Here is a 21,588-nt window from a genome sequence, read left to right as displayed (position 1 = left end):
CTGAAGCTGCATTATGCGAGAAGTCACCATCAGCACGGAGGACTCTCCCATGCGTACACCCCTCGCACAGCCCGACCTCGCCATGCCTTTCCGCGGCTTTGCCGATGCCGCCTCCAGCCGCTCCGAATTGCGCGACCGCATCACCAGCGCCTACCGGCTGCCGGAGCCCGAAGCCGTGTCGCGTCTGCTGGCCCAGGCGAAGACGGACCCGGAGACCACGCACCGCGCCAACGCGCTGGCCACCCGGATCGCGCGGAGATTGCGCGAGCGCAAGAACGCTGCCGGGCGGGCGGGCGTCGTGCAGGGTCTGCTGCAGGAATACGCGTTGTCATCCCAGGAGGGCGTGGCGCTGATGTGCCTGGCCGAAGCCTTGCTGCGCATTCCCGATACCGCCACGCGCGATGCGTTGATCCGCGACAAGATCGCGCGCGGCCAGTGGCAGGAGCACGCCGGCCACAGCCCCTCGCTCTTCGTCAACGCCGCAACCTGGGGGCTGCTGCTGACCGGCAAGCTGGTGGCCACGCACAGCGAATCGTCCATGTCGGCGCTGCTCACGCGCCTGATCGCCAAAGGCGGCGAGCCGATGATCCGCAAGGGCGTCGACATGGCCATGCGGATGATGGGCGAGCAGTTCGTCACCGGCGAAACCATCGGCGATGCGCTGGCGCATGCCCGCGGCCTGGAGGCCCAGGGCTTCCGCTATTCGTACGACATGCTGGGCGAGGCGGCCATGACGGCCGAGGACGCGGACCGCTATCGCCAGGCCTACGAGCAGGCGATCCACGCCATCGGAAAGGCGTCGAACGGGCGCGGCGTGTACGAAGGCCCGGGCATCTCCATCAAGCTCTCGGCGCTGCACCCGCGCTACAGCCGCGCCCAGTACGCGCGCGTGATGGACGAGCTCTACCCGGTCGTGCGCAGCCTGGCCGTGCTGGCGCGGCGCTACGACATCGGCCTGAACATCGATGCCGAGGAGGCGGACCGGCTGGAGCTCTCGCTCGACCTGCTCGAAAAGCTCTGCTTCGAGCCCGCGCTCGCCGGCTGGAACGGCATCGGCTTCGTGATCCAGGCGTATCAGAAGCGCTGTCCCCAGGTCATCGACTACGTGATCGACCTCGCCCGCCGAAGCCGCCATCGCCTGATGGTGCGCCTGGTCAAGGGCGCCTACTGGGACAGCGAGATCAAGCGCGCACAGGTCGAGGGGCAGGAGGGCTTCCCGGTCTACACGCGCAAGGTCTACACCGACGTGTCCTACCTCGCATGCGCCCGCCAGCTGCTGGCCGCGCCGGCGGAAACCTATCCGCAGTTCGCAACCCACAACGCCCACACCATGGCCGCGATCTACACGCTGGCCGACCCGGCCGCCTATCAACCGGGGCAGTACGAGTTCCAGTGCCTGCACGGCATGGGCGAGCCGCTCTACGAGCAGGTGGTCGGACGGACGGAAGACGGCAAGCTGGGCCGCCCCTGCCGCATCTACGCGCCCGTGGGCACCCACGAGACGCTGCTGGCCTACCTGGTGCGGCGCCTGCTGGAGAACGGCGCCAATACCTCCTTCGTCAATCGCATCGCCGACCCGACGATCTCCATCGAGTCGCTGGTGGAGGACCCCGTGGCAGCCGTCGAGCGCATGGCGAAGGACGAGGGCGAGGCCGGCCGGCCGCATCCCGCGATCGCGCAGCCGGCCGCGATCTACGGCGAGGTGCGGCGCAATTCGCAGGGCATGGATCTGTCCAACGAGCAAACGCTGCGAGAGCTGGAAGGCGCCCTGGCGCTGAGCGCGACCGTCGAGTGGGCGGCCGCGCCCATGCTGGCGCAGCCGCCGGCGCAGGCCGAGACCGCGTGGAAGCCGGTGCGCAATCCCGCCGATCATCACGACGTGGTGGGCCAGGTTCGCGCCGCCGGCGAAGACGAGATCGAGTCCGCGCTGCGCGCGGCGAGCTCGTTCGCGCCGGCATGGGCGAGCACGCCCTCCGCGCAGCGCGCCGGCGTCCTCGAGCGTGCGGCGGACCTGCTGCAGGCGCGCTTGCCGCACCTCCTCGGGCTGCTGGCGCGCGAGGCCGGCAAGACCTGCGCCAACGGCATCGCCGAGGTGCGCGAGGCGATCGACTTCCTGCGCTTCTATGCGGGCCAGGCGCGCGCGGACTTCGACAACGGCACGCACCGGCCGCTCGGTCCGGTGGTCTGCATCAGCCCCTGGAATTTTCCGCTGGCCATCTTCGTGGGCCAGATCGCCGCGGCGCTCGCGGCCGGCAACACGGTGCTCGCCAAGCCGGCGGAGCAGACCTCGCTGATCGCCGCCGAGGCGGTTCGCCTTCTGCACGAAGGCGGCGTGCCCGCCGCCGCCCTCCAGCTGCTGCCCGGCCGCGGCTCCACGGTCGGCGCGCGCATGGTGGCCGATGCGCGCGTGCAGGCGGTGATGTTCACCGGCTCGACCGAGGTCGCGCGCCTGCTGCAGCGCATGCTGGCCGAGCGCCTGGGTGCCAGCGGCGCACCGGTGCCGCTGATCGCGGAGACGGGCGGACAGAACGCGATGATCGTCGACTCGTCGGCGCTGGTGGAGCAGGTCGTTGCCGACGTGCTCGCCTCTGCCTTCGACAGCGCGGGGCAACGCTGCTCGGCCCTGCGCGTGCTGTGCGTCCAGGAAGACGTGGCGGATCGCCTGCTTCACATGCTGCGCGGCGCCATGGCCGAGGCCACCGTGGGCAACCCGGCCTTGCTGCGAACGGACGTGGGCCCGGTCATCGACGCCGGCGCCCGCGACACCCTCGAGGCGCACGTCGAGGCGATGCGAGGGCGCGGCCGGCGTGTCCATCGGCTGGGCCGCTGCGCGCATGACGTGCTCCAGGGAGGCACCTACGTCGTGCCCACCTTGATCGAGCTCGAGAGCATCTCCGAACTCGAGCGGGAGGTCTTCGGGCCCGTGCTGCACGTGGTGCGCTACGCGCGGCGAGCGCTCGACACCGTGATGGCGCAGATCACCGCCACCGGTTACGGCCTGACCCTGGGCCTGCACACGCGCATCGACGAAACCATCGACCGGGTGGTGGGCCACGCCCGTGTCGGCAACATCTACGTCAATCGCAACATGGTCGGCGCGGTGGTCGGCGTCCAGCCCTTCGGCGGCGAAGGGCTGTCCGGCACCGGGCCGAAGGCGGGCGGCCCCCTGTACATGTACCGCCTGCTCGCGACCCGGCCGGAGGATGTGCTGGCGCGCGCCGTCGAAAGCGGCCTGCCCGGATCGACGCCGGAGGGCACCGCGCCGCCCGTGCCGGGCGCATTCGGCTCGCTGGTGTCGTGGCTCGCGAAGCATCGCGATCGTGCGACCGCGGCGCAGTGCCAGCGGCTCGCGCAGTGGGCAGGCCCGCGCAGCGCCCGGCTGCTGGCAGGTCCCACCGGCGAGCGGAACGTCTATTCGCTGCATCCGCGCGAGGCCGTGCTGTGCCTGGCGGAGACCGAAGTGTCGAGACTCTTCCAGCTGGCGGCGGCCCTGGTCGTGGGCAGCCGCGCGATCTGGCCGTCGGAACCCGCGACGCAGGCTTTGCGAGCCAGCCTCCCCCTGGACGTCCAGGAGGCGATCGCGCTGGCCAGCGACTGGGCTGCGCCCGGTGTCGAGTTCGACGCGGCCTTGCATCAAGGCAGCGACGCCGATCTGCTGGCCGCGTCGGCGCGCCTGGCGCAACGCGACGGTCCGATCGTCAGCCTTCGACGCTTCGCCGTCGAGAGCGACGCCCACCCCTTGGAGGCCCTGGTGATCGAGCGCGCCCTGAGCACGAACACGGCGGCCGCAGGCGGCAATGCGAGCCTGATGACGATCGCCTAGGCGCAGCGCAGGAAGCGCGCGACGAACGCATGAACGCCCTCGCGCGCGCCGATGACACGCGGCCGCACGCACCCGGAAATCACGCCGGCCGGTGCGAGGTTTTGGCCCCGTTTCGGGCCCCCTCGCCGCCAACTTGTTAAAGTTTGCGCCCGATCGCCCCCCGCCTCGCTGGCGGGCGCGTGGCATCGCCTTGTTGTTCAGTCCACCCGAAAGCCGCCATGACCGCCGGAAAATCCCAGATCATCTACACCCTCACCGACGAGGCGCCGCGCCTGGCCACGGCCTCGCTGCTGCCCATCATCCAGGCCTTCGCCGCGCCGGCGGGCATCGACGTCGCCACCAGCGACATCTCGGTGGCCGGCCGCATCCTGGGCCAGTTCCCCGAGTTCCTGACCGATGCGCAGCGCGCGCCCGACAACCTGGCGGAACTGGGCAGGCTGACGCTGCGGCCCGAGGCCAACATCATCAAGCTGCCCAACATCAGCGCCTCGGTGGCCCAGCTCAAGGCGGCCATCCAGGAACTGCAGGACAAGGGCTACAAGATTCCCGATTTCCCCGAGAACCCGAAGACCGAGGAGGAAAAGGACATCCGCACGCGCTACAACAAGTGCATCGGCAGCGCGGTGAACCCGGTGCTGCGCGAGGGCAACTCCGACCGCCGCGCTCCCAAGGCGGTGAAGGAATTCGCGCGCAAGAACCCGCACAGCATGGCCGAGTGGAGCCCGGCCTCGCGCTCGCACGTCTCGCACATGCACCACGGGGACTTCTATCACGGCGAGAAGTCGATGACGCTGGACAGGGCGCGCGACGTGAAGATGGAGCTGATCGCCAAGAGCGGCAAGACCATCGTGCTCAAGCCCAAGGTCTCCCTGCTCGATCGCGAGGTGATCGACTCCATGTACATGAGCAAGAAGGCCTTGCTCGATTTCTACGAGCGCCAGATCGAGGACGCGCGCAAGACCGGCGTGATGTTCTCGCTGCACGTGAAGGCCACCATGATGAAGGTGTCGCACCCGATCGTGTTCGGCCACTGCGTCAAGATCTTCTACCGCGAAGCCTTCCAGAAGCACGGCAAGCTCTTCGAGGAGCTGGGCGTGAACGTCAACAACGGCATGGTCGACCTCTACAACAAGATCGGCACGCTGCCCCAGAGCACGCAGGACGAGATCAAGCGCGACCTGCACGCCTGCCACGAGCACCGCCCCGAGCTGGCGATGGTCGATTCCGCCAAGGGCATCACCAACTTCCACTCGCCCAACGACGTGATCGTCGATGCGTCGATGCCCGCCATGATCCGCAACGGCGGCAAGATGTACGGTGCCGATGGCCGCCTGAAGGATGTGAAGGCCGTGATGCCTGAGAGCACCTTCGCCCGCATCTACCAGGAGATCATCAACTTCTGCAAGGGGCAGGGCGCCTTCGACCCCAAGACCATGGGCACGGTGCCCAACGTCGGACTGATGGCGCAGCAGGCCGAGGAGTACGGCTCCCACGACAAGACCTTCGAGATCCCCGAGGACGGCGTGGCCAACATCACCGATCTCGCCACGGGCGAGGTGCTGATGAGCCAGAACGTCGAAGCGGGCGACATCTGGCGCATGTGCCAGGTCAAGGACGCGGCCATCCGCGATTGGGTCAAGCTCGCCGTCACGCGCGCGCGCAACTCGGGCATGCCCGTGGTGTTCTGGCTCGACGCCTACCGCCCGCACGAGGCGCAGCTCATCACCAAGGTCAAGATGTACCTGCACGAGCACGACACCACCGGGCTCGACATCCAGATCATGAGCCAGGTGCGCGCCATGCGCTACACGCTGGAGCGCGTGATCCGCGGGCTGGACACCATCAGCGCCACCGGCAACATCCTGCGCGACTACCTGACCGACCTGTTCCCCATCATGGAGCTGGGCACCTCGGCCAAGATGCTGTCCATCGTGCCCCTGATGGCCGGCGGCGGCATGTACGAGACCGGCGCCGGCGGCTCGGCGCCCAAGCACGTGCAGCAGCTTGTCGAGGAAAACCATCTGCGCTGGGACTCGCTCGGTGAGTTCCTGGCCCTGGCCGTGAGCCTGGAGGAACTGGGCATCAAGAGCAACAACCCCAAGGCGAAGGTCCTGGCCAAGGCGCTCGACGCGGCCACTGGCAAGCTGCTGGACAACAACAAGGGCCCTTCGCCCAAGACCGGCCAGCTCGACAACCGTGGCAGCCACTTCTACCTGGCCCTCTACTGGGCCCAGGCACTGGCCGAGCAGACCGAAGACAAGGAGCTGGCGGCTCATTTCAAGCCGCTCGCCGACGCGCTTTCGGCCAACGAGCAGAAGATCGTCGATGAGCTGGCCGCCGTGCAGGGCCAGCCGGCCGACATCGGCGGCTACTACCTGCCGGACGTCGCCAAGACCGATGCGGTGATGCGCCCGAGCCCGACCTTCAACGCGGCGCTCGCGGCCGTGGCGGGCTGACGGGGCGGATGGCCGGGCTGCGCGGCCGCGACGACGCCACGACGTCGGCGCGCTGCGCACGGCCTGTTCGCAGCCGAGCGCCGGAGGCGGGTGCACGCGGAGGCCATTCGCGCCAGCCGCCAGCGCTTCAGAAGGGCGCTGACAGGGTTTTCAGCCCCAGCCAAGCCGCCACGATCACCGCATTCAACGAGATGCTCAAGACGCTCGGCACATAGAACAGCGCCGACATCGCGGGCGCGCCGATCCCGATCTCCACAAGGGCTCCCACGCCATACAGGAGAACGGCACACCACAGCCATCGATGCATGTAGGTGAGAAGCCAGTCGGCCTGGGACTGGTTGTGCCGCCAGGCCGCCGAGCGCTCGAGGAGGCTGCCGCGCGTGACGTCACGGAACATCCAGTCGAAGAAGAAGTACCGGTAGAGCAGGGTGTGGAAGGCCAGCGCGTGCATGAGACGTCTCCTTCATGTCGCCATTCTGAAACAGGTGAAGCGCCCGCGCTGCATCTCCGGCATCCGCGTGCGTGACGGCGATCACGGCGCACCGCCGTAGCGCACCCTGGAGCGCCGTTCTGCGCCAGAACGGTGCCGGCGCTGCACGGCAGTGCCGGAAGCGCGCCTTTCAGCCGTACCGATCGGCCATTCGCCGTGGCATGGCGCTTGCATTCCTACCGTTTCAGGCCAGCGCACGCCTTCGGCGTGCGGCAATGCAGCGGCGTCCCAAGACGCGCCGCCTCGCGCACAACGAAGTGCCCGATCGACTGGTCCCGTGGGTCGCGTGCACCTGTCCAGGTGCTCGTCGCCGTTCAACGCGCGCTCACACCGAACCTCAAAGGAGAAGATCCCATGGCCTACCTCGTGCCTTCCGAATTCGTCACCAAGATGGTGGACGCCGGCGAATCCAAGATTCACATGTCCACGCGGGACACGCTGATCCGCGCCTTCATGGCCGGCGCCATCCTGGCCCTTGCCGCAGTGTTCGCCGTGAGCATCAACGTGCAGACCGGCAACCCGTTGCTGGGCGCCGTCTTGTTCCCCGTGGGTTTCTGCATGCTCTATCTCCTGGGCTTCGACCTGCTCACGGGTGTGTTCGTCCTGAGCCCGCTGGCGTTGATCGACAAGCGGCCGGGTGTGACCGCGGCGGGCGTGCTCAGAAACTGGGGCCTCGTCTTCATCGGCAACTTCGCCGGCGCGTTCACGGTGGCCGCGATGATGGCCATCGTCTTCACCTTCGGCTTCTCGACCGAGCCGAATGCGGTCGGCCAGACGATCGCCAAGATCGGCGAGAATCGCACGCTGGGTTATGCGCATTACGGCGCGGCGGGCATGCTCACGCTGTTCATCCGGGGCATGCTTTGCAACTGGATGGTGTCCACCGGCGTCGTCGGCGCGATGATCTCGACCACCGTCGGCGGCAAGGTCATCGCGATGTGGATGCCGATCACGGTGTTCTTCTACATGACCTTCGAGCATTCGGTGGTGAACATGTTCCTGTTCCCGTTCGGGCTGCTCACCGGCGCGCATTTCTCGTTCCTGGATTACCTGATCTGGAACGAGATCCCCACCGTCGTCGGCAATCTCGTCGGCGGCTTGTCCTTCACGGGACTGACGCTCTATGCCACGCACGTGAAGACGGCGCGCAAGCACGTTCCGCGCGTTTCCGCCTGAGCCCGTGCCGCTGACGATCGCAGCGGGCCAGTACTCCGGGCCCGGGCGCAAGTCCAGCAATCAGGATTTCCATGGCCTGTGCATGCCGTCCGACCGGCGGCTCGCGGCCAAGGGCATCGCCATCGCGCTGGCCGATGGCATCAGCAGCAGCGAATTCAGCCGCCAGGCCAGCCAGGCGGCGGTCACCAGCTTCCTGGAGGACTACTACTGCACGTCCGAGGCCTGGTCCGTCAGGCAGTCGGCCGAGCGGGTGCTCGCCGCGACGAACTCCTGGCTGTTTGCGCAGACGCAGCTGGGGCAGGGCCGCTACGACAAGGATCGCGGCTGGGTCTGCACCTTCAGCGCGATGGTCATCAAGTCGCGAACGGCGCACCTGTTCCATGTCGGCGATGCGCGCATCTGCCAGGTACAGGGCCGCACCCTCGAGCCGCTGACCACCGACCACCGCATCCACGCGGGGGCCGGCCAGAGCTACCTCGGCCGGGCGTTCGGCATCGCCCAGCAGGTCGAGATCGACTACCGCAAGGTGCCGCTGGAAGTCGGAGACACCTTCGTGCTCGCCACCGATGGCGTGCACGGTCACGTGACGCCCGCAGCCGTGGCAGCTGCCATCGAGCGCCACGCCGATGACCTCGACGCAGCGGCTGCGGCCATCGCCGCGGAGGCCCTGCACGGCGGCAGCGACGACAACCTCACGGTGCAGGTGGTCCGCGTACTGTCCCTTCCCGATCCGGAGTCGACGGAGGTGTCCCGCCTGGCGGCCGAGCTGCCGCTGCCGCCGCTGCTCGAGCCGCGGATGGTGTTTGACGGGTATCGCGTGCTGCGCGAGTTGCACGCCAGCAGCCGCAGCCACGTGCACCTGGCCGCCGACGAGGCGACGCAGCAGCTGGTGGCGCTCAAGACGCCGTCCATCGACTTGCGTGATGACCCCGCCTACCGCGAGCGCTTTCTGCTCGAGGAGTGGGTGGCGCGGCGCGTCGAGAGTGCGCACCTGCTCAAGGCCCATGCACCCCTGCGGCCGCGCAATGCGCTGTATATCGCCATGGAATACGTGGAAGGGAACACGCTTGCGCAATGGATGGTGGATCACCCCCTGCCTGCCATCGACGGCGTCCGCGATATCGTGGGCCAGCTCGCCCGCGGTCTGCGCACCATGCACCGCGCGGAAATGGTCCACCAGGACCTGCGGCCCGAGAACGTGCTCATCGATGCGACGGGGACGGTGAAGATCATCGATTTCGGCGCCACGCGCGTGGCGGGCATCCTGGAGATGGGCATCGAAGCGCGCAACCCGCTGCCCGGCATGGCCCAGTACATGGCGCCGGAATACTTCCTCGGGGCCGACGGGTCCGTGCGGGGGGATGTGTTCTCGCTGGGCGTGCTCACCTATCAGATGCTCACGGGCCGCCTGCCCTATGGCCTCGAAATGATCCGGTGCAGGAGCCTGGGCGAGCAAAAGCGCCTGCGCTACCGTGCCGTTCAGGAGACGCGGCGCGACATCCCTTCATGGATCGACGATGCCATCCGCAAGGCCGTCCATCCCGACCCGAACCTGCGTTACGGTGACGTGTCCGAATTTGCCTTCAGCCTGCACCGGCCCGACGCGGCGCTTCAGCGCCGCAAGTACCCGCCCCTGATCGAGCGGGACCCGTTGGCGTTCTGGAAGACCCTGTCGCTCCTGCTCGCGCTCGGCTGCGTGCTGCTGCTGGCGCTGTTGCGCCGTTGAGGCTTTCCTCCGGCGGCTCCTCGCGCGGACCTGCGCGCCTGCAGTCAATCGGCCGCATGGCCGTTCACCCAGGCGGCGACCGCTGCAGCGCTGCGAAAGTCGTCGCAGGCCCGCGCCGGAACGGCGGGGTAGCGCTGGTTCCACATGCGCGCCAGCGCATGACCCGGCCCCACCTCCAGCACGCAGCGCACCTGCCGCGCCATGACGTTTTCCATGCATTCGTCCCAGCGGACCGTCGTGGCGATCTGCGCGGCCAGCGATGCGCGGGCGGACGATGCATCCCGGATGCGGTCCCCGGCATTGCCGAAGAGTACGACGCGCGGCGCCCCGAAAGGCAGCTCCGCCAGCGTCACCGCGAAGCGCTCTGCCGCCTCGCGCATCCACGGCGTGTGGGAGGCGACGTTGACGCGCAATCGCGTGCACTGCGCGCCGGCGGCCAGGCCCCTGGCTTCGGCCTGGTCCAGTGCGGCATGGGGGCCGCCGAGGATCACGTTCTGGTCGCCGTTGCGGATGGCGAGTGCAAGACCGGACTCGGCGCGCAGCCGCTCGAGCGCGGGTTCCGGAAGACCGCCGACGGCCAGCAGGCCGCCGGGCGCGCGGGCGGCGCACCGGTCCATGGCTTCGGCCCGCAGCGGGGCCAGCGCCGCGGCCGTGGCGGCGTCGATCACGCCGGCCGCACTGAAGGCCGCCAATTCGCCGACGCTGTAGCCCGCCACGGCACTGGGGGACGGTACCAGCGGCGCCAGCTGGCGCCAGGCCGCCAGGGCGAGGCTCGTCAGCAGCGTCTGTGCGTTGTCGTTGCGCTCGGCCCAGCCCGGGTCGGCGAGCGCGCGGCGCCAGTCATCGATGCGCAGGCGCGCGTGCATCTCGCGCACGAGCGCGTCGTCGGCCAGCCAGGGCAGCATGGCCGGATGCTGCGTGCCTTGGCCGGAAAAAAGCAGTGCGAAGCTCATGCGCCCGGACACACGCGAACGATCCAGCAGGCTGCGGCGAGCGTGTCCGCGGCGCCGCCGGGCGAGAGCCGCCGCGCCACGAAATCGTCGGCGATGGCCTGCGCCTCCCGGAGTCCTTCGGGCCGCGCGATGCCGCCTCGATCCAGGAACCCGCGTGCGGCGTTTCGGGCGTGGTGCAAGCCGGCGAGCCCGCCGCGGTGCGCGAGGTTGCTGTCGTCCAGCACGGCCATGACGCGGAACAGCGTGTCGACCCGCGCCTCACGCAGCGTCAGGCCGCGCGCCACGCCGGTCGTCAGCGCCGGCAGCGCGGTCTCGAACAGCACGGGAAATGCCAGCGCCGCCTCTTCGGAGGCACTGCGCAGGCCGTGGCGCCGCGCGGCAATGCCGCCGGGCAGGGTGGGCGGGCGCCGGCTGCGCTCGGCGAGCGCGTCGCCCCAGTGCCTGCGCAAGGCATCGCGCAACCGGTCGGGATGCAATGCGCCGCCGCCCTCGCTCAGCGTGGCGCCCGCCGCGGCGCACAGCAGACCGAGCATGAAGATCGCGCCGCGATGTGTGTTGACGCCGCCGGTGGCGGCAAGCATGCGCGCCTCGGCCGCGATGCCGCAGCGCTCCAGCACCGCGAACCCGGCGCCGCCGAAGCCGGCTTCGGCGATCTGCGCGAAGTAGCGGCGCAGCGAGAACAGGCTGCGCATGAAGGTGTGCGCGTCCATGTCCTCGTGGCTGCCGCGGTCGGTCAAGGTCACCAGGCCGGGCTTGGGCGAGAGCGACAGCTCGTCGTGCAACGCGAGCGTGGCGGCGCGCCCGATCGCTGCCGCCGTGAGCCGCGGCTGCGCCGGCACTGGGAGCGCGGAGGTCCTCATGCGGCCAGCTCCGCCAGGGCCGCACGATCGCACCATGTGGCGTCGCGCTGCAGGCTGACGCCGTCCAGCCGCTTGACCATCACCGCCTGCGTGCGTCCGGTGCGCCACGGCGTCCATTCGCGCCACGCGACGGCCGCGCCGTCGACGAACAGGAGCTCGCCGTCCAGCCGGGGCCGTGCGCCGCCGAAGGCCTGGAGCACGTGCGCCACCGCATCCGCGTGCGCCGCCCCGTCCACGGCAATCGACAGGTCGAGGTCGGACTCCGGCCGCACATGATCGAGGGCGCTCAGCGCCTGCCATCCGTAGCTGCCGAAGACGCGTGGCGTCGCACCGCAGGCGTCGAGCCCGTCGATGAGATCGCGCACCGGGCGGCGCGCCGCCAGCGGCAGCAGCCGCCGCACCTCGGCCAGGCGAGGGAACTCGTCGAACAGGAGCACCGCCATGCGCGGCACCCGCAGCGCCAGCCGGCGGCGGTCCCAGCGCCCCGGCGCGGGCAGACCCAGCGCGATCCATCCGTCGGCCGCGGCCTCGATGCTCTGGCGCGTCACCACCAGCGGCAACTGCTGCGTCGCCCAATGGGTCAGGCAGTCGCGCGCCTGGGGGTCCCAGCACCGGCGCAGGACGCCGGCCCAGCCCGACGCGGAAAGCCGCGCGAGCTGGTGGCGCCGCAGGGGGAACAGGGTGGCCATGGGGCGCTCAGGCAGCGTCCAGCACGCGCTCCACGATGGCCGCGGCAAGCCGGCGCCCGCCGCGCTCGGCACCGTCGCGCGCGCGCAGGTCTTCCGTCGGCGTGTGCGCGAGCGCGTCGCGCAAGGCGGCCTGCAGGTCGCCCCGCCACAGCGCGCGCACGCCGCCCATGGCCACGTAGTTCTGCACGCCCGGCGCGAACACCGGGTTGGACTGCGACAGCGCCGTGAGCTTGTCCTCCGGCAGCTTGGTCACGCGCGCCATCGCGGGAATGCGCATCACGCGGATCTCGGCATCCGGCAGCGCGTAGCAGGCATCGGCAATCAGGCCCGAGGTAATGAAGCCGCCGGACAGGGCCTGGTCGTACACCAGCCCGATGACCCGGTGGCCGCGGCGGCGCGCCAGGTCGATGGCGGCGCCGAGGTGCGCCATGGCGCGGTTGATGCCGAGCAGCTCGTCGCGCCGGCGCAGCTGCTGTCCCTGGGTGTCGATCAAGAGCAGGATCGGCCGGCCGGGATGCTGCGCGATCGCATCGAGCACCACGCGGGCCTGGGCAAGCGCGAGCTCGACGCCGATCGGCGCGTGGTTCGTGGTGCCGATGACCGTGAGAGGTGCTCCCTCGGAGACGACCTCGCCTTTCAGGAAATCGCCCACCGCGCGCATGCCGTGGTAGGAGCCGAAGAGCTGGGTGACCAAAGAATTCCACTGCATGTGAGGCTCCTAGACGACGCGCAGCGCGCGCAGGGCGGGGACCGGCAGCTCGGGGACCTGCTCGGCGTCGGCGATGCCGAGTGCGCGCCAGAGCCGCGTCGCTTCGTCGTGGCCGACGTTGTCGGCGTTGTCGGCGCTGTCGGCAGGGAGAGCGTGCAGGCGCCTGTTCAGCAAGGCGTGCTCGTCTTCGAGCGACGCGAGCGTCAAAGGCTTCGTGGTGCCGATCGCGGCGATGGCCGCCGCGCGAAAAGCGGCGACGTCGTCCTCGACCAGCGCGTCGCAATCGCCGGTCAGCCAGCGGTGCTTGCCGCCGGTGGTGCGCCAGACCAGCGCCCGGTCGCGCGAATCGAATTCCTCCACGCCGTGCGAGGCCTCGATCACCTCCGGCCCCGACATCGCCAGCCGGCCGACATCGCTCATCACGATGTGGTCGGCGCAGCGCGCCACGATGCCCATGCCGCCGAAGCAGCCGTTGGCGCCACCGATCAGCACCACCACCGGGATGCCGGCGGCGCGCACGTCGAGCAGCGCGCGCATCACTTCCGACACTGCGATCAGCCCCGCATTGGCCTCGTGCAATCGCACGCCGCCCGACTCGGCCAGCAGCAGCACCGCTGCCGGGCGATCGCGCAGCGCGCGCTGCAGCAGCCCGACCAGCTTGGCGCCGTGCACCTCGCCGACGCCGCCACCCATGAAGGCGCCTTCCTGCGCCGCCACGAACACGGGGCGGCCACCGAGCGTCGCGCGGCCGATCGCCACGCCGTCGTCGAAGGCCGAGGGCACGCCGAGCTGCGCCAGGTGCGGACTGGTGATCCGCTCGGCCGGCGGCAGCCATTCATGAAAGCTCCCGGGATCGAGCAGCAGCGCGAGCCGCTCGCGCGCCGAGCATTCGGCGTAGCTGATCATGGCTTGCCTCCCGCGATCTCGGCCACGGCCTGGTCGAGCCGCAGGCTCACCACCGCGGGCGTGGCCCCCATGTCGTTGATCGAGACGCGCACGCCGGCCAGCGGATGGCGCAGGTGGAAGTCGTCCATCACCGCTTGCCAGATCGGTGCGAAGCCTCGTGCCGAGGTCTCCACATGCACGGCGCAATCGTTGCCGCCGGCCGGCTCGAGCATCACCTCGAGATTGCCGGAACCGACGACGCCGACGAGCACCGGCGCGAAGCGTCCGGCGGGTCGGCCGCCGGCGTAGGAAAAGTCCAGGGTTTCGAGCCCTGCGGGAAGGTCGCTCATCGTGAGTCTCTCCGGCTACCAGTTTCTGAATCGCTTGGGTGGCTGGTACAGCCCGCCCGAAGCACGCACCAGGTCGCGCATGCTGCGCGCGGCGAGCAGGTTGCGCGTGGCCTGGCGGGGGTCGATGCCGAGGTCCTGCGGCCGGCGGATCACGCCGCGGTCGCGCAGGTTCTCCACGGCGCGCTTGTCGCGTGCGAGGCCGACGGCGGTGTAGCCGGCAACGCCGCGGATCGCCTGCTCGCGCTCGGCATCGCTGCGGCACAGCAGCAGGTTGGCGATGCCTTCCTCGGTCAGGATGTGCGAGACGTCGTCGCCGTAGATCATGATCGGCGGCAGCGCCATGCCGGCCTGCTCCTGCAGCGTCCAGGCATCGAGCCGGTCGACGAAGGCGGGCTGCATGTGCTCGCGGAAGGTCTCGACCATCTGCACCACCAGCTTTTGCCCGCGCGGCGTGCCGGCCGCGCCGGTGCGCCCGGCCCGCGCCTCGCGCCCGGCCTTGAGCCAGGCGGGGCTCGCGTGGCGGCGGCCGCGCGCGTCGGCCCCCATGTTGGGCGCGCCGCCGAAGCCGGCGATGCGGCCCAGCGTCGCGGTCGAGCTGTTGCCGTCGAGGTCGATCTGCAGGGTCGAGCCGATGAACATGTCGCAGGCATAGTGGCCGGCGGCCTGGCAGAAGGCGCGGTTGCTGCGCAGGCTCCCGTCGGGGCCGGTGAAGAACACGTCGGAGCGCGCGCGGATGTAGTCCTCCATGCCGAGCTCGGAGCCGAAGGAGTGCACCGACTCGACCCAGCCCGCCTCGATGGCAGGGATCAGCGCCGGGTGCGGATTCAGCGCCCAGTGCTTGCCGATCTTGCCCTTGAGCCCCAGCGACTCGCCATAGGTCGGCAGCAGCAGTTCGATGGCCGCCGTGTCGAAGCCGATGCCGTGGTTCAGGCGCTGCACGCCGTACTCGGCATAGATGCCCTTGATGGCCATCATCGCCATCAGGATCTGGATCTCGCTGATCTGCGCCGGGTCGCGGGTGAACAGCGGCTCGATGAAGTTGGGGCGCGGCGCCTTCACCACGAAGCTCACCCAGCCGGCCGGGATGTCGATGCGCGGCAGCGTGGTGGACTGGCCGTCGACCAGCTCGTTGACCTGAGCGATCACGATGCCGCCGGAAAACGCCGTGGCCTCGACGATGGCCGGCGTGTCCTCGGTGTTGGGGCCGGTGTAGAGGTTGCCCTCCGCATCGGCCGCGTGCGCGGCCACCAGCGCCACCTGCGGCGTGAGGTCGATGAAGTAGCGCGCGAACAGCTCGAGGTAGGTGTGGATGGCGCCGATCTCGAGTCGCCCGGCCGACACCAGCTTGGCGAGACGCGCGCCCTGCGGCCCCGAGAAGCTGAAGTCCAGCCGGCTTGCCACGCCGTTCTCGAAGATGTCCAGGTGCTCCGGCAGCGCCAGCACCGACTGCACCATGTGCAGCCCATGCACGCGTTGCGGATCGACCTGCACCAGGGCCTGCGCGAGGAAGTCTGCCTGCTTCTGGTTGTTGCCTTCGAGGCAGACGCGGTCGCCGGGCTCGAGCACGGCTTCGAGCAGGGCGGCGATCGCCTCGGCCTCGACCTGCTTGCCGCGCAGCCGATGGCCCAGGGCTTCGGCGGCCCGTGCCAGCCGCGCGGCGCGGTTGTGCGCCTTTGAATTCCAGTTGAATCGGTCCATGGGTGTGTGCCTCAGCCCACCAGGGCCTTGGTGGCGAAGAACAGGATGGACGGGCCCATCAGGCAGCCCAGCCCGGTGTGAAAGGTGGCGACCAGCGCGCCGTAGGGCACGAGCTTGCGGTCGGTCGCGGCGAGCCCGGCGGACACGCCGCTGACGGTGCCCGCCAGCCCGCCGAACACCATCGCGGAGCGCGGCGTCTCGAGCGCCAGGAAGCGGGCCGCGATCGGTGTGCCGACCATCACGATGATCGCCTTGACCAGGCCGGTCGCGATGCTCAGGGCCATGACCTCCGGCGTCGCGCCGATGGCGGCGCCCGTGACCGGGCCGACGATGTAGGTGACGGCGCCGGCGCCGATGGTGGTCATGCTGACCGCGTCCGAGTAGCCGAAGCTGCGCGCGATGACGGCACCGACCACGAAGGGCAGCACGGTGCCCAGCAACAGCGACACCACGCCGATCAGCCCGGCCTTGCGCGCCTCCGTGGCCTGCACCTCGAAGGCGGTGGCCACGATGGCGAAGTCGCGCAGCATCGCGCCGCCCATCAGGCCGATGCCGCCGAACAGCGACAGGTCCGCCAGGCCCTTGTGGCCGCCGGTCTTGGTGCCGCCCCAGTAGGCCAGGGCCAGGCCGATCACGATGGCGATAGCCGAGCCGTGGATGCGGCCGAAGGTCAGGCGCTTGGAAATCTGGCCGGAGACCAGGACGATCAATCCGACCACCGCGAAGGCGGTGACGAGGCCGTTGTGGGCGGCGGCTTTTTCGAGGATGTCGAGCATGGCGATCACTCCGCTTCGGTGAGCAGGGGGTTGTCGTGCAGCATCGGCGCGGAAACGGGCGCGTCGGCCGGGCGCTCGCTGCGATTGATCACCGCGATCACGACGGCGCAGACCGCCACGGCCGCGATCGCCGACAGCACCGCCACCGGGCCGCCGCGCAGGGCCGCCACCATGTCCTGCTGCGCCGCCATGGCCACCACGACCGGGATGTACAGCGCGCCCCAGTACTCCACGCCCAGCTCGGTGAGCTTGGGCAGCTTGTGGTTCTTCTGCATGTAGAGGCGTGCGAAGATCAGCAGCAGCATCGCGATGCCCACGCCTCCGACGTTGGTCTTGACGCCCAGCGCCTGCCCGAGCAGGTCGCCGATGAAGATGCCGAGCAGGTGGCAGACAGCCAGCAGCGCGGTGCCGTAGATGATCATGGGGTGTGTCTCCGGGGGGGGCGTGTGCCGCACGACGGTGCGGCCTCTTCCCCCTGGGGACGTACCGTATCGGCGCCCACCCCTTCCGATCAATCAAGGGCGCGGCGCGACGATTACGTCGGACGAAACGATCGCGGGTTAACCCTGATCGGCAGGCGCGGGCTCAGGCCAATTCGGCCCCGGCCGTGCGGCAAACGGCGAGCAGGGCAAGCAGGTTGGGATCGCGTTCGCGCGTGCGCAGGAAGTTGAGTGCGATGGTCTGGCGCATGAGGAACTTCGGCTGCAGCGGAATCAGCTGCACGCGTTGCGGCATCACCCCCCGCACCCGGCCCGGGAGCAGCGTGTAGCCGACGCCGCCGCTCACCAGGTTCATCAGCGAGAAGATGTCGCCGGTCTTCATCACCACGTTCGGCGTGAAGCCGGCCACCTCGAAAGCATCGAGGAAGCCGCTGTAGGTGACGAAGCCTTCCTTCAGCGTCACGAAGCGCTCGCCGGCGCAGGCGCTCAGGTCGACTTCGTTCTGCGCCGCGTAGCGGGAGCCGACCGGCGCGGCGAACAGGATGTCGTCCTCGAACAGGGCTTGCGACTCGACGTCGGAAGCCTCCTTGGGAATGGCCATCACCGCGGCATCGAGTGCGCCGTCTCGCAGCTTCTGCAGCAGGTCGGCGTTGGAGCCGAGGATGAGCTCGGTCTGGATGTCCGGCTTGCGCAACTTGATGCCCATCACCAGTGCCGGAATCGTGCGATGGGTCAGGGAATAGAGCGAGCCGATGCGGATGCGGTCGGCCGAGTAGCCGGCCACCTCGCGGGTCGAGCGGACCCCGTCGACCATGGTGCGAAGCACCTCGCGGCCCACCTCTGCCAGTGCCTGCGCCGCCTCGGTCGGCCGCAGGTTGCGGCCCTCGTGCCGGAACAGCGCGCAGCGCACGCCGGTTTCGAGCGCGTGCAAGGCCCGGTGCACGCTGACCGTGCTGATCTCCAGCTTTTCGGCGGCGCGGGCGAGATTGCCGGTCTCCATGAAGACCAGCAGGATCTCGAGCCTGCGGAAGGTGATCTCTTCGTCGACGTGGAGGTGCATGGTCGGCTGGCGGATGGATGCGAATCGTAAGGCTTCATGCCTCGCAGCCCGTGCAGTCTTCAGCCCGGCCGCTGCGTTGACGGCCGGAAGGGCTTGGCCTACACGCGATACGCGCCATCGCCGAGGGCACGGCCTCGCACGAAGGCCAAGAGTGTTTTCACCCTTTCAGGAGTGACGCATGACCTGTCCCCCGCATTCACCTGCTCCTCGAAACGCCTGCCTCCGCTGGGGCCTTGCCGCGCTTGCGATCGCCGCCGTCCCTGCCATGTCGCAGCCCACGGGAAATCCCAAGGGCACCGCGGCGCCGTCGGTGCAGGGATCTTCGGCAAAGCCGCCGGCCACCCGGAACCGGGCCGTCCCGAAGGACGATCGCCAGCCGGACAGCACCGCCGATGGCGGTTCCCGTGCAGCCCGCAGCGGCAACCTGCGAACACCCGGGATCGGAACAACCGGCGGTTTGACGGGACGGCATCCCGGCGATGGTTCCGGCACCGGCACGACACAGACCGACCAGGCACCGCCTGCCAAGCGCTAGCCGCACCGCAGCCTGGCATCGACGGCTTGCGGCTTCAGGCGCACGACTGCTTCCGCGGGCGCGCGGCTCCCCGCGGCTCAGCTGCTCTTGCGTTGCCCGGCCTGGATCAATGCCTCGGCCTTGCGCGCGCCTTCGCGTCCGAGCGGATGGAAGTCCACGCCCTTTTGCCGGTTGTAGAACTCGAAGAAGCGCTCGATCTCGTCCAGCACGTCGGCGGCGATGTCCTCCAGCTCCTTGCAGTGCCGGAACCGGTGCGACCCGCTGGCCACCAGCAGGAAGCGATCGTTGCGCCGGGTCTTGCCCTTCTTGCCGGTCTGCTCGGCCTTGATGACGCCGACCAGTCGGCAAGGCACGACCACGCCCGGCGGCACGGATTCGTCCATCAGCACCAGCGCGTCGAGCGGATCGCCGTCGGCGCCGAGCGTGCCGGGCAGAAAGCCGAAGTCATAGGGGAAGGACACCCCCAGCGGCAGCACGTGATGCAGCTGGAGCGTGCGGTGCCGTGGCTCGTACTTGAGCTTGTTGCGCGAGCCTTGCACGGCTTCGATCACGACCTGGTAGTCGCCGCTGGCGGTGCGAAGCGGGAGTCGATCGAGCGCAGGGGATGTGCTCATGAAGGGTCAGGCAGGTCCGGTTGCAGGAACTCCGACGCTCGCCGCGCAGGACCTGGACGGGTGGCAGACAAGGGCGCGTGCCGGTGCAGGAAGAGGCCGAACCGAAGGCCAGGCTGCTGCAGGTGGATCGATCGGCGGAGCCGCGCCGCGCCCGGCCGATGCACGCAGCCGGGCCCCGCCAAGCCGGCCCGGGCTGGCTGGGACACAGTGTTCCAGTCCTGGGACAGGGGCGGCTCCGCCCGAGGCGCCGGGCTGCGCTTCTGCCCTGCGGAGCTGCCCGGAACAGCCCTTGCTTTGAGCATCCCGTCCAAGCTTCCATTCACCGCACCGCATCGCCCATGACCCCACCCGACAGCGCATTGGCTTCGAGGCGCAACCTGAGCGTGCGCACCGTGCGCGTGGGCGCCGCCGGGCGGCTGCATCTGGGCTTTCTGGACCCGGCCGGCTCACTGGGGCGCGCGTTCGGCAGCGTCGGCCTGGTGATCGATGGCTTCACGACCGAGGTCGAGTTGGCGCAGGCTCCGTCGGACCGCGTGACCGGAGACACGCCGCACGCGCACGCAGAGCTCGACCGCGCCGCCGCCTTCCTGCAGCTGCTGCGCCAGCGCAGCGGCCGCCATGCGCCGCTGTGCCTGCGGCTGCTGCAGGTGTTGCCGCCGCACGCGGGCTTCGGGTCCGGCACGCAGCTCGCGTGCGCCGTCGGCCGGGCGTTCGCCCAATGGCATGGGCTTGACCTCGATACCGCCACGCTGGCGCACTGGCTGGGCCGCGGCGCGCGCTCGGGCGTCGGCATCGCGGGCTTCGATGCGGGCGGCTTGCTCGTCGACGGCGGCCCCCGCGCGGACGGCTTGCCGGCGCCGCTCCTGTCGCGCGTGGCCTTCCCGGAAGCGTGGCGCATCGTGGTGGTCCAGGATCCCTCGCACCAGGGCCTGTCGGGCAGCGCGGAGAAGAAAGCCCTGGCCGCATTGGCGCCCTTGCCGCAGTCCAGCGCCGCCGACATCTGCCACCAGGTGCTGATGCGCATCCTGCCCGGCGCGGCGAGCGCGGAGTTCGCGCCCTTCGCCGCAGGCATCCAGCGAATGCAGCAGCTGCTCGGCGAGCATTTCGCGCCGGCGCAAGGCGGTGCCTTCACGAGCCCTGCGGTCGGCCGGCTGATGCAGTGGATCGCCGACGCGGGCCGCGACCCGAAGGCCGGGCCGCCGCCGGCGATCGGCCAAAGCTCGTGGGGTCCCACGGCCTTCGCGATCCTGCCTTCGGAAGCGCGCGCCGAAGCGCTGGTCGAAGCCGCGCAGGCAGCGGGGCAGGTAGACGCGCGCTTGCAGCTGCGCATCGTGTCCGGCCGCAACCGCTCCGCGACGGTGCGCGACGGCACTGGGCAGCCGCGCATCGATTGAAGACACCCTCCACCTCCGAAGGCTCTTATGGAACGTCCCCGCATCCTCCACATGTTCACCCCCGGCCGCCAGATGAGTCCGTTCGACATCAACATGGCCGCGGATGCGGGCTATCAGATCATCGTGCCCTACTGTGAAGTGGGCCTCGACCGCATCACCGCGCTGACGCAGGACACCATCTTCTCGCGCGGGCCGAAGGGCGCCGCGCGCACCGGCATCTTCATCGGCGGACGCGACGCCCAGCTGGCCGCCGACATGCTCGAGCGCGCGAAAACCTCGATGGTCAAGCCCTTCGTCGTCTCGGTGATGGCCGATCCGAGCGGCGCCTATACCACCGCGGCGGCCATGGTGGCCTGCGTCGAGGCTGCCCTGAAGCGCCACCACGCGCAAGGCCTGGAAGGCCAGCGCGTGGTGATCCTGGGCGGCACGGGCCCGGTCGGCCGCGTGGCGGGCGTGATCGCGGCGCAGGCCGGCGCCGAGGTCTTCCTGTCCAGCCGCAACGGCATCGACGCGGCCGAGGAAGCCGCGCAGGAAAGCGCGCGACGCTTCGGCGTCACCTTGCACGGCCTGTCGGGCGGAGATCCGGCGGCGGTGCGCAGCTCCATCGCCGAGGCCGATGTCCTGCTGGCCTGCGCGGCGGCAGGCGTCCAGGTGGTGTCGAGCGAGGCACTGGCCGCCGCCACCCGGCTCAAGGTGGCGGCGGACGTCAATGCCGTGCCGCCCGAGGGCATCGCCGGGGTCGGCGTGATGGACGACGGCAAGCCGCTGGCCGGCACCCAGGCCGTCGGCATCGGCGCGCTGGCCGTCGGCAACGTCAAGTACCAGACGCAGCATCGGCTGCTGGTGCAGATGTGCGAGGCCGAGAAGCCGCAGCTGCTGAGCTTCCCCGAGGCCTTTGCAGTCGCCCGTGCCTTCCTGGCCGAGCAGGCTGCCAAGACCCCTTGAGCCACGCCC

Annotated in this window: 18 protein-coding genes; 6 read left to right on the top strand and 12 right to left on the bottom strand. The window is 69.9% G+C overall.

Annotated elements, in window-relative coordinates:
- Positions 1-49 precede the first annotated feature (49 nt).
- Entirely contained in the window at positions 50-3,823 is a 3,774-nt protein-coding gene (gene putA, locus J2739_RS22155) for a trifunctional transcriptional regulator/proline dehydrogenase/L-glutamate gamma-semialdehyde dehydrogenase (protein ID WP_309905636.1), read from the top strand.
- A gap of 218 nt (positions 3,824-4,041) precedes the next feature.
- Positions 4,042-6,279: an NADP-dependent isocitrate dehydrogenase gene (locus J2739_RS22150; RefSeq protein ID WP_309905635.1), complete on the top strand. Its 2,238-nt coding sequence runs from the start codon at positions 4,042-4,044 to the stop codon at positions 6,277-6,279.
- Positions 6,280-6,406: 127 nt separating this feature from the next.
- Here the strand turns inward: J2739_RS22150 and J2739_RS22145 are convergent, their stop codons facing one another.
- Positions 6,407-6,730 (bottom strand): hypothetical protein, encoded by a 324-nt coding sequence (locus J2739_RS22145; protein WP_309905632.1) that lies wholly within the window; start codon positions 6,728-6,730, stop codon positions 6,407-6,409.
- A gap of 393 nt (positions 6,731-7,123) precedes the next feature.
- Between J2739_RS22145 and J2739_RS22140 the strand changes: the two genes are divergently transcribed.
- Positions 7,124-7,945: a formate/nitrite transporter family protein gene (locus tag J2739_RS22140; RefSeq protein WP_309905631.1), complete on the top strand. Its 822-nt coding sequence runs from the start codon at positions 7,124-7,126 to the stop codon at positions 7,943-7,945.
- A gap of 4 nt (positions 7,946-7,949) precedes the next feature.
- Positions 7,950-9,671, top strand: coding sequence for a bifunctional protein-serine/threonine kinase/phosphatase (locus J2739_RS22135; protein ID WP_309905629.1), 1,722 nt, complete (start codon positions 7,950-7,952; stop codon positions 9,669-9,671).
- A 44-nt stretch (positions 9,672-9,715) separates the two neighbouring features.
- Here J2739_RS22135 and J2739_RS22130 read toward each other — a convergent pair whose 3' ends face one another.
- The 11 genes from J2739_RS22130 to J2739_RS22080 all read right to left on the bottom strand — a co-directional run bounded on the left by J2739_RS22130 (position 9,716) and on the right by J2739_RS22080 (position 19,240).
- On the bottom strand, positions 9,716-10,624 hold the full coding sequence (locus J2739_RS22130; protein WP_309905627.1) for an acyltransferase domain-containing protein: 909 nt from the start codon (positions 10,622-10,624) through the stop codon (positions 9,716-9,718).
- On the bottom strand, positions 10,621-11,484 hold the full coding sequence (gene mdcB, locus J2739_RS22125; protein ID WP_309905624.1) for a triphosphoribosyl-dephospho-CoA synthase MdcB: 864 nt from the start codon (positions 11,482-11,484) through the stop codon (positions 10,621-10,623). Before mdcB ends, J2739_RS22130 begins: the two co-directional genes overlap by 4 nt.
- Entirely contained in the window at positions 11,481-12,173 is a 693-nt protein-coding gene (gene mdcG, locus J2739_RS22120) for a malonate decarboxylase holo-[acyl-carrier-protein] synthase (protein WP_309905622.1), read from the bottom strand. The genes mdcB and mdcG overlap by 4 nt, the downstream gene beginning before the upstream one ends.
- Positions 12,174-12,180: 7 nt before the next feature.
- A complete protein-coding gene (locus J2739_RS22115; RefSeq protein ID WP_309905620.1) occupies positions 12,181-12,882 on the bottom strand; it encodes a biotin-independent malonate decarboxylase subunit gamma in 702 nt (233 codons plus the stop codon).
- A gap of 9 nt (positions 12,883-12,891) precedes the next feature.
- A complete protein-coding gene (locus J2739_RS22110; RefSeq protein ID WP_309905618.1) occupies positions 12,892-13,788 on the bottom strand; it encodes a biotin-independent malonate decarboxylase subunit beta in 897 nt (298 codons plus the stop codon).
- On the bottom strand, positions 13,785-14,117 hold the full coding sequence (mdcC, locus tag J2739_RS22105) for a malonate decarboxylase acyl carrier protein (RefSeq protein WP_309905616.1): 333 nt from the start codon (positions 14,115-14,117) through the stop codon (positions 13,785-13,787). The genes J2739_RS22110 and mdcC overlap by 4 nt, the downstream gene beginning before the upstream one ends.
- 15 nt (positions 14,118-14,132) lie before the next feature.
- Entirely contained in the window at positions 14,133-15,815 is a 1,683-nt protein-coding gene (mdcA, locus tag J2739_RS22100) for a malonate decarboxylase subunit alpha (RefSeq protein WP_309905614.1), read from the bottom strand.
- A gap of 11 nt (positions 15,816-15,826) precedes the next feature.
- A complete protein-coding gene (gene madM / locus J2739_RS22095; protein ID WP_309905612.1) occupies positions 15,827-16,591 on the bottom strand; it encodes a malonate transporter subunit MadM in 765 nt (254 codons plus the stop codon).
- Between the two features lie 5 nt (positions 16,592-16,596).
- Positions 16,597-17,013 (bottom strand): malonate transporter subunit MadL, encoded by a 417-nt coding sequence (madL, locus tag J2739_RS22090; protein WP_309905610.1) that lies wholly within the window; start codon positions 17,011-17,013, stop codon positions 16,597-16,599.
- Between the two features lie 163 nt (positions 17,014-17,176).
- Complete coding sequence (locus J2739_RS22085; RefSeq protein ID WP_309905608.1) at positions 17,177-18,091, bottom strand: LysR family transcriptional regulator; 915 nt, start codon at positions 18,089-18,091, stop codon at positions 17,177-17,179.
- A gap of 612 nt (positions 18,092-18,703) precedes the next feature.
- Positions 18,704-19,240, bottom strand: a complete 537-nt coding sequence (locus J2739_RS22080; protein ID WP_309905606.1) for an inorganic diphosphatase — start codon at positions 19,238-19,240, stop codon at positions 18,704-18,706.
- A gap of 338 nt (positions 19,241-19,578) precedes the next feature.
- Between J2739_RS22080 and J2739_RS22075 the strand changes: the two genes are divergently transcribed.
- Positions 19,579-20,634, top strand: coding sequence for a beta-ribofuranosylaminobenzene 5'-phosphate synthase family protein (locus J2739_RS22075; protein ID WP_309905604.1), 1,056 nt, complete (start codon positions 19,579-19,581; stop codon positions 20,632-20,634).
- Between the two features lie 27 nt (positions 20,635-20,661).
- A complete protein-coding gene (locus J2739_RS22070) occupies positions 20,662-21,579 on the top strand; it encodes an NAD(P)-dependent methylenetetrahydromethanopterin dehydrogenase (RefSeq protein WP_309905602.1) in 918 nt (305 codons plus the stop codon).
- The last annotated feature ends 9 nt before the right edge of the window (positions 21,580-21,588 follow it).

It is taken from the genome of Variovorax soli (genome assembly GCF_031454625.1).
GTDB classification, from domain to species: Bacteria; Pseudomonadota; Gammaproteobacteria; order Burkholderiales; family Burkholderiaceae_C; genus Variovorax; species Variovorax soli_A.
The sequence above is the reverse complement of the archived record's forward strand: the minus strand, read 5'-3'. Positions and strand labels throughout refer to the sequence as shown.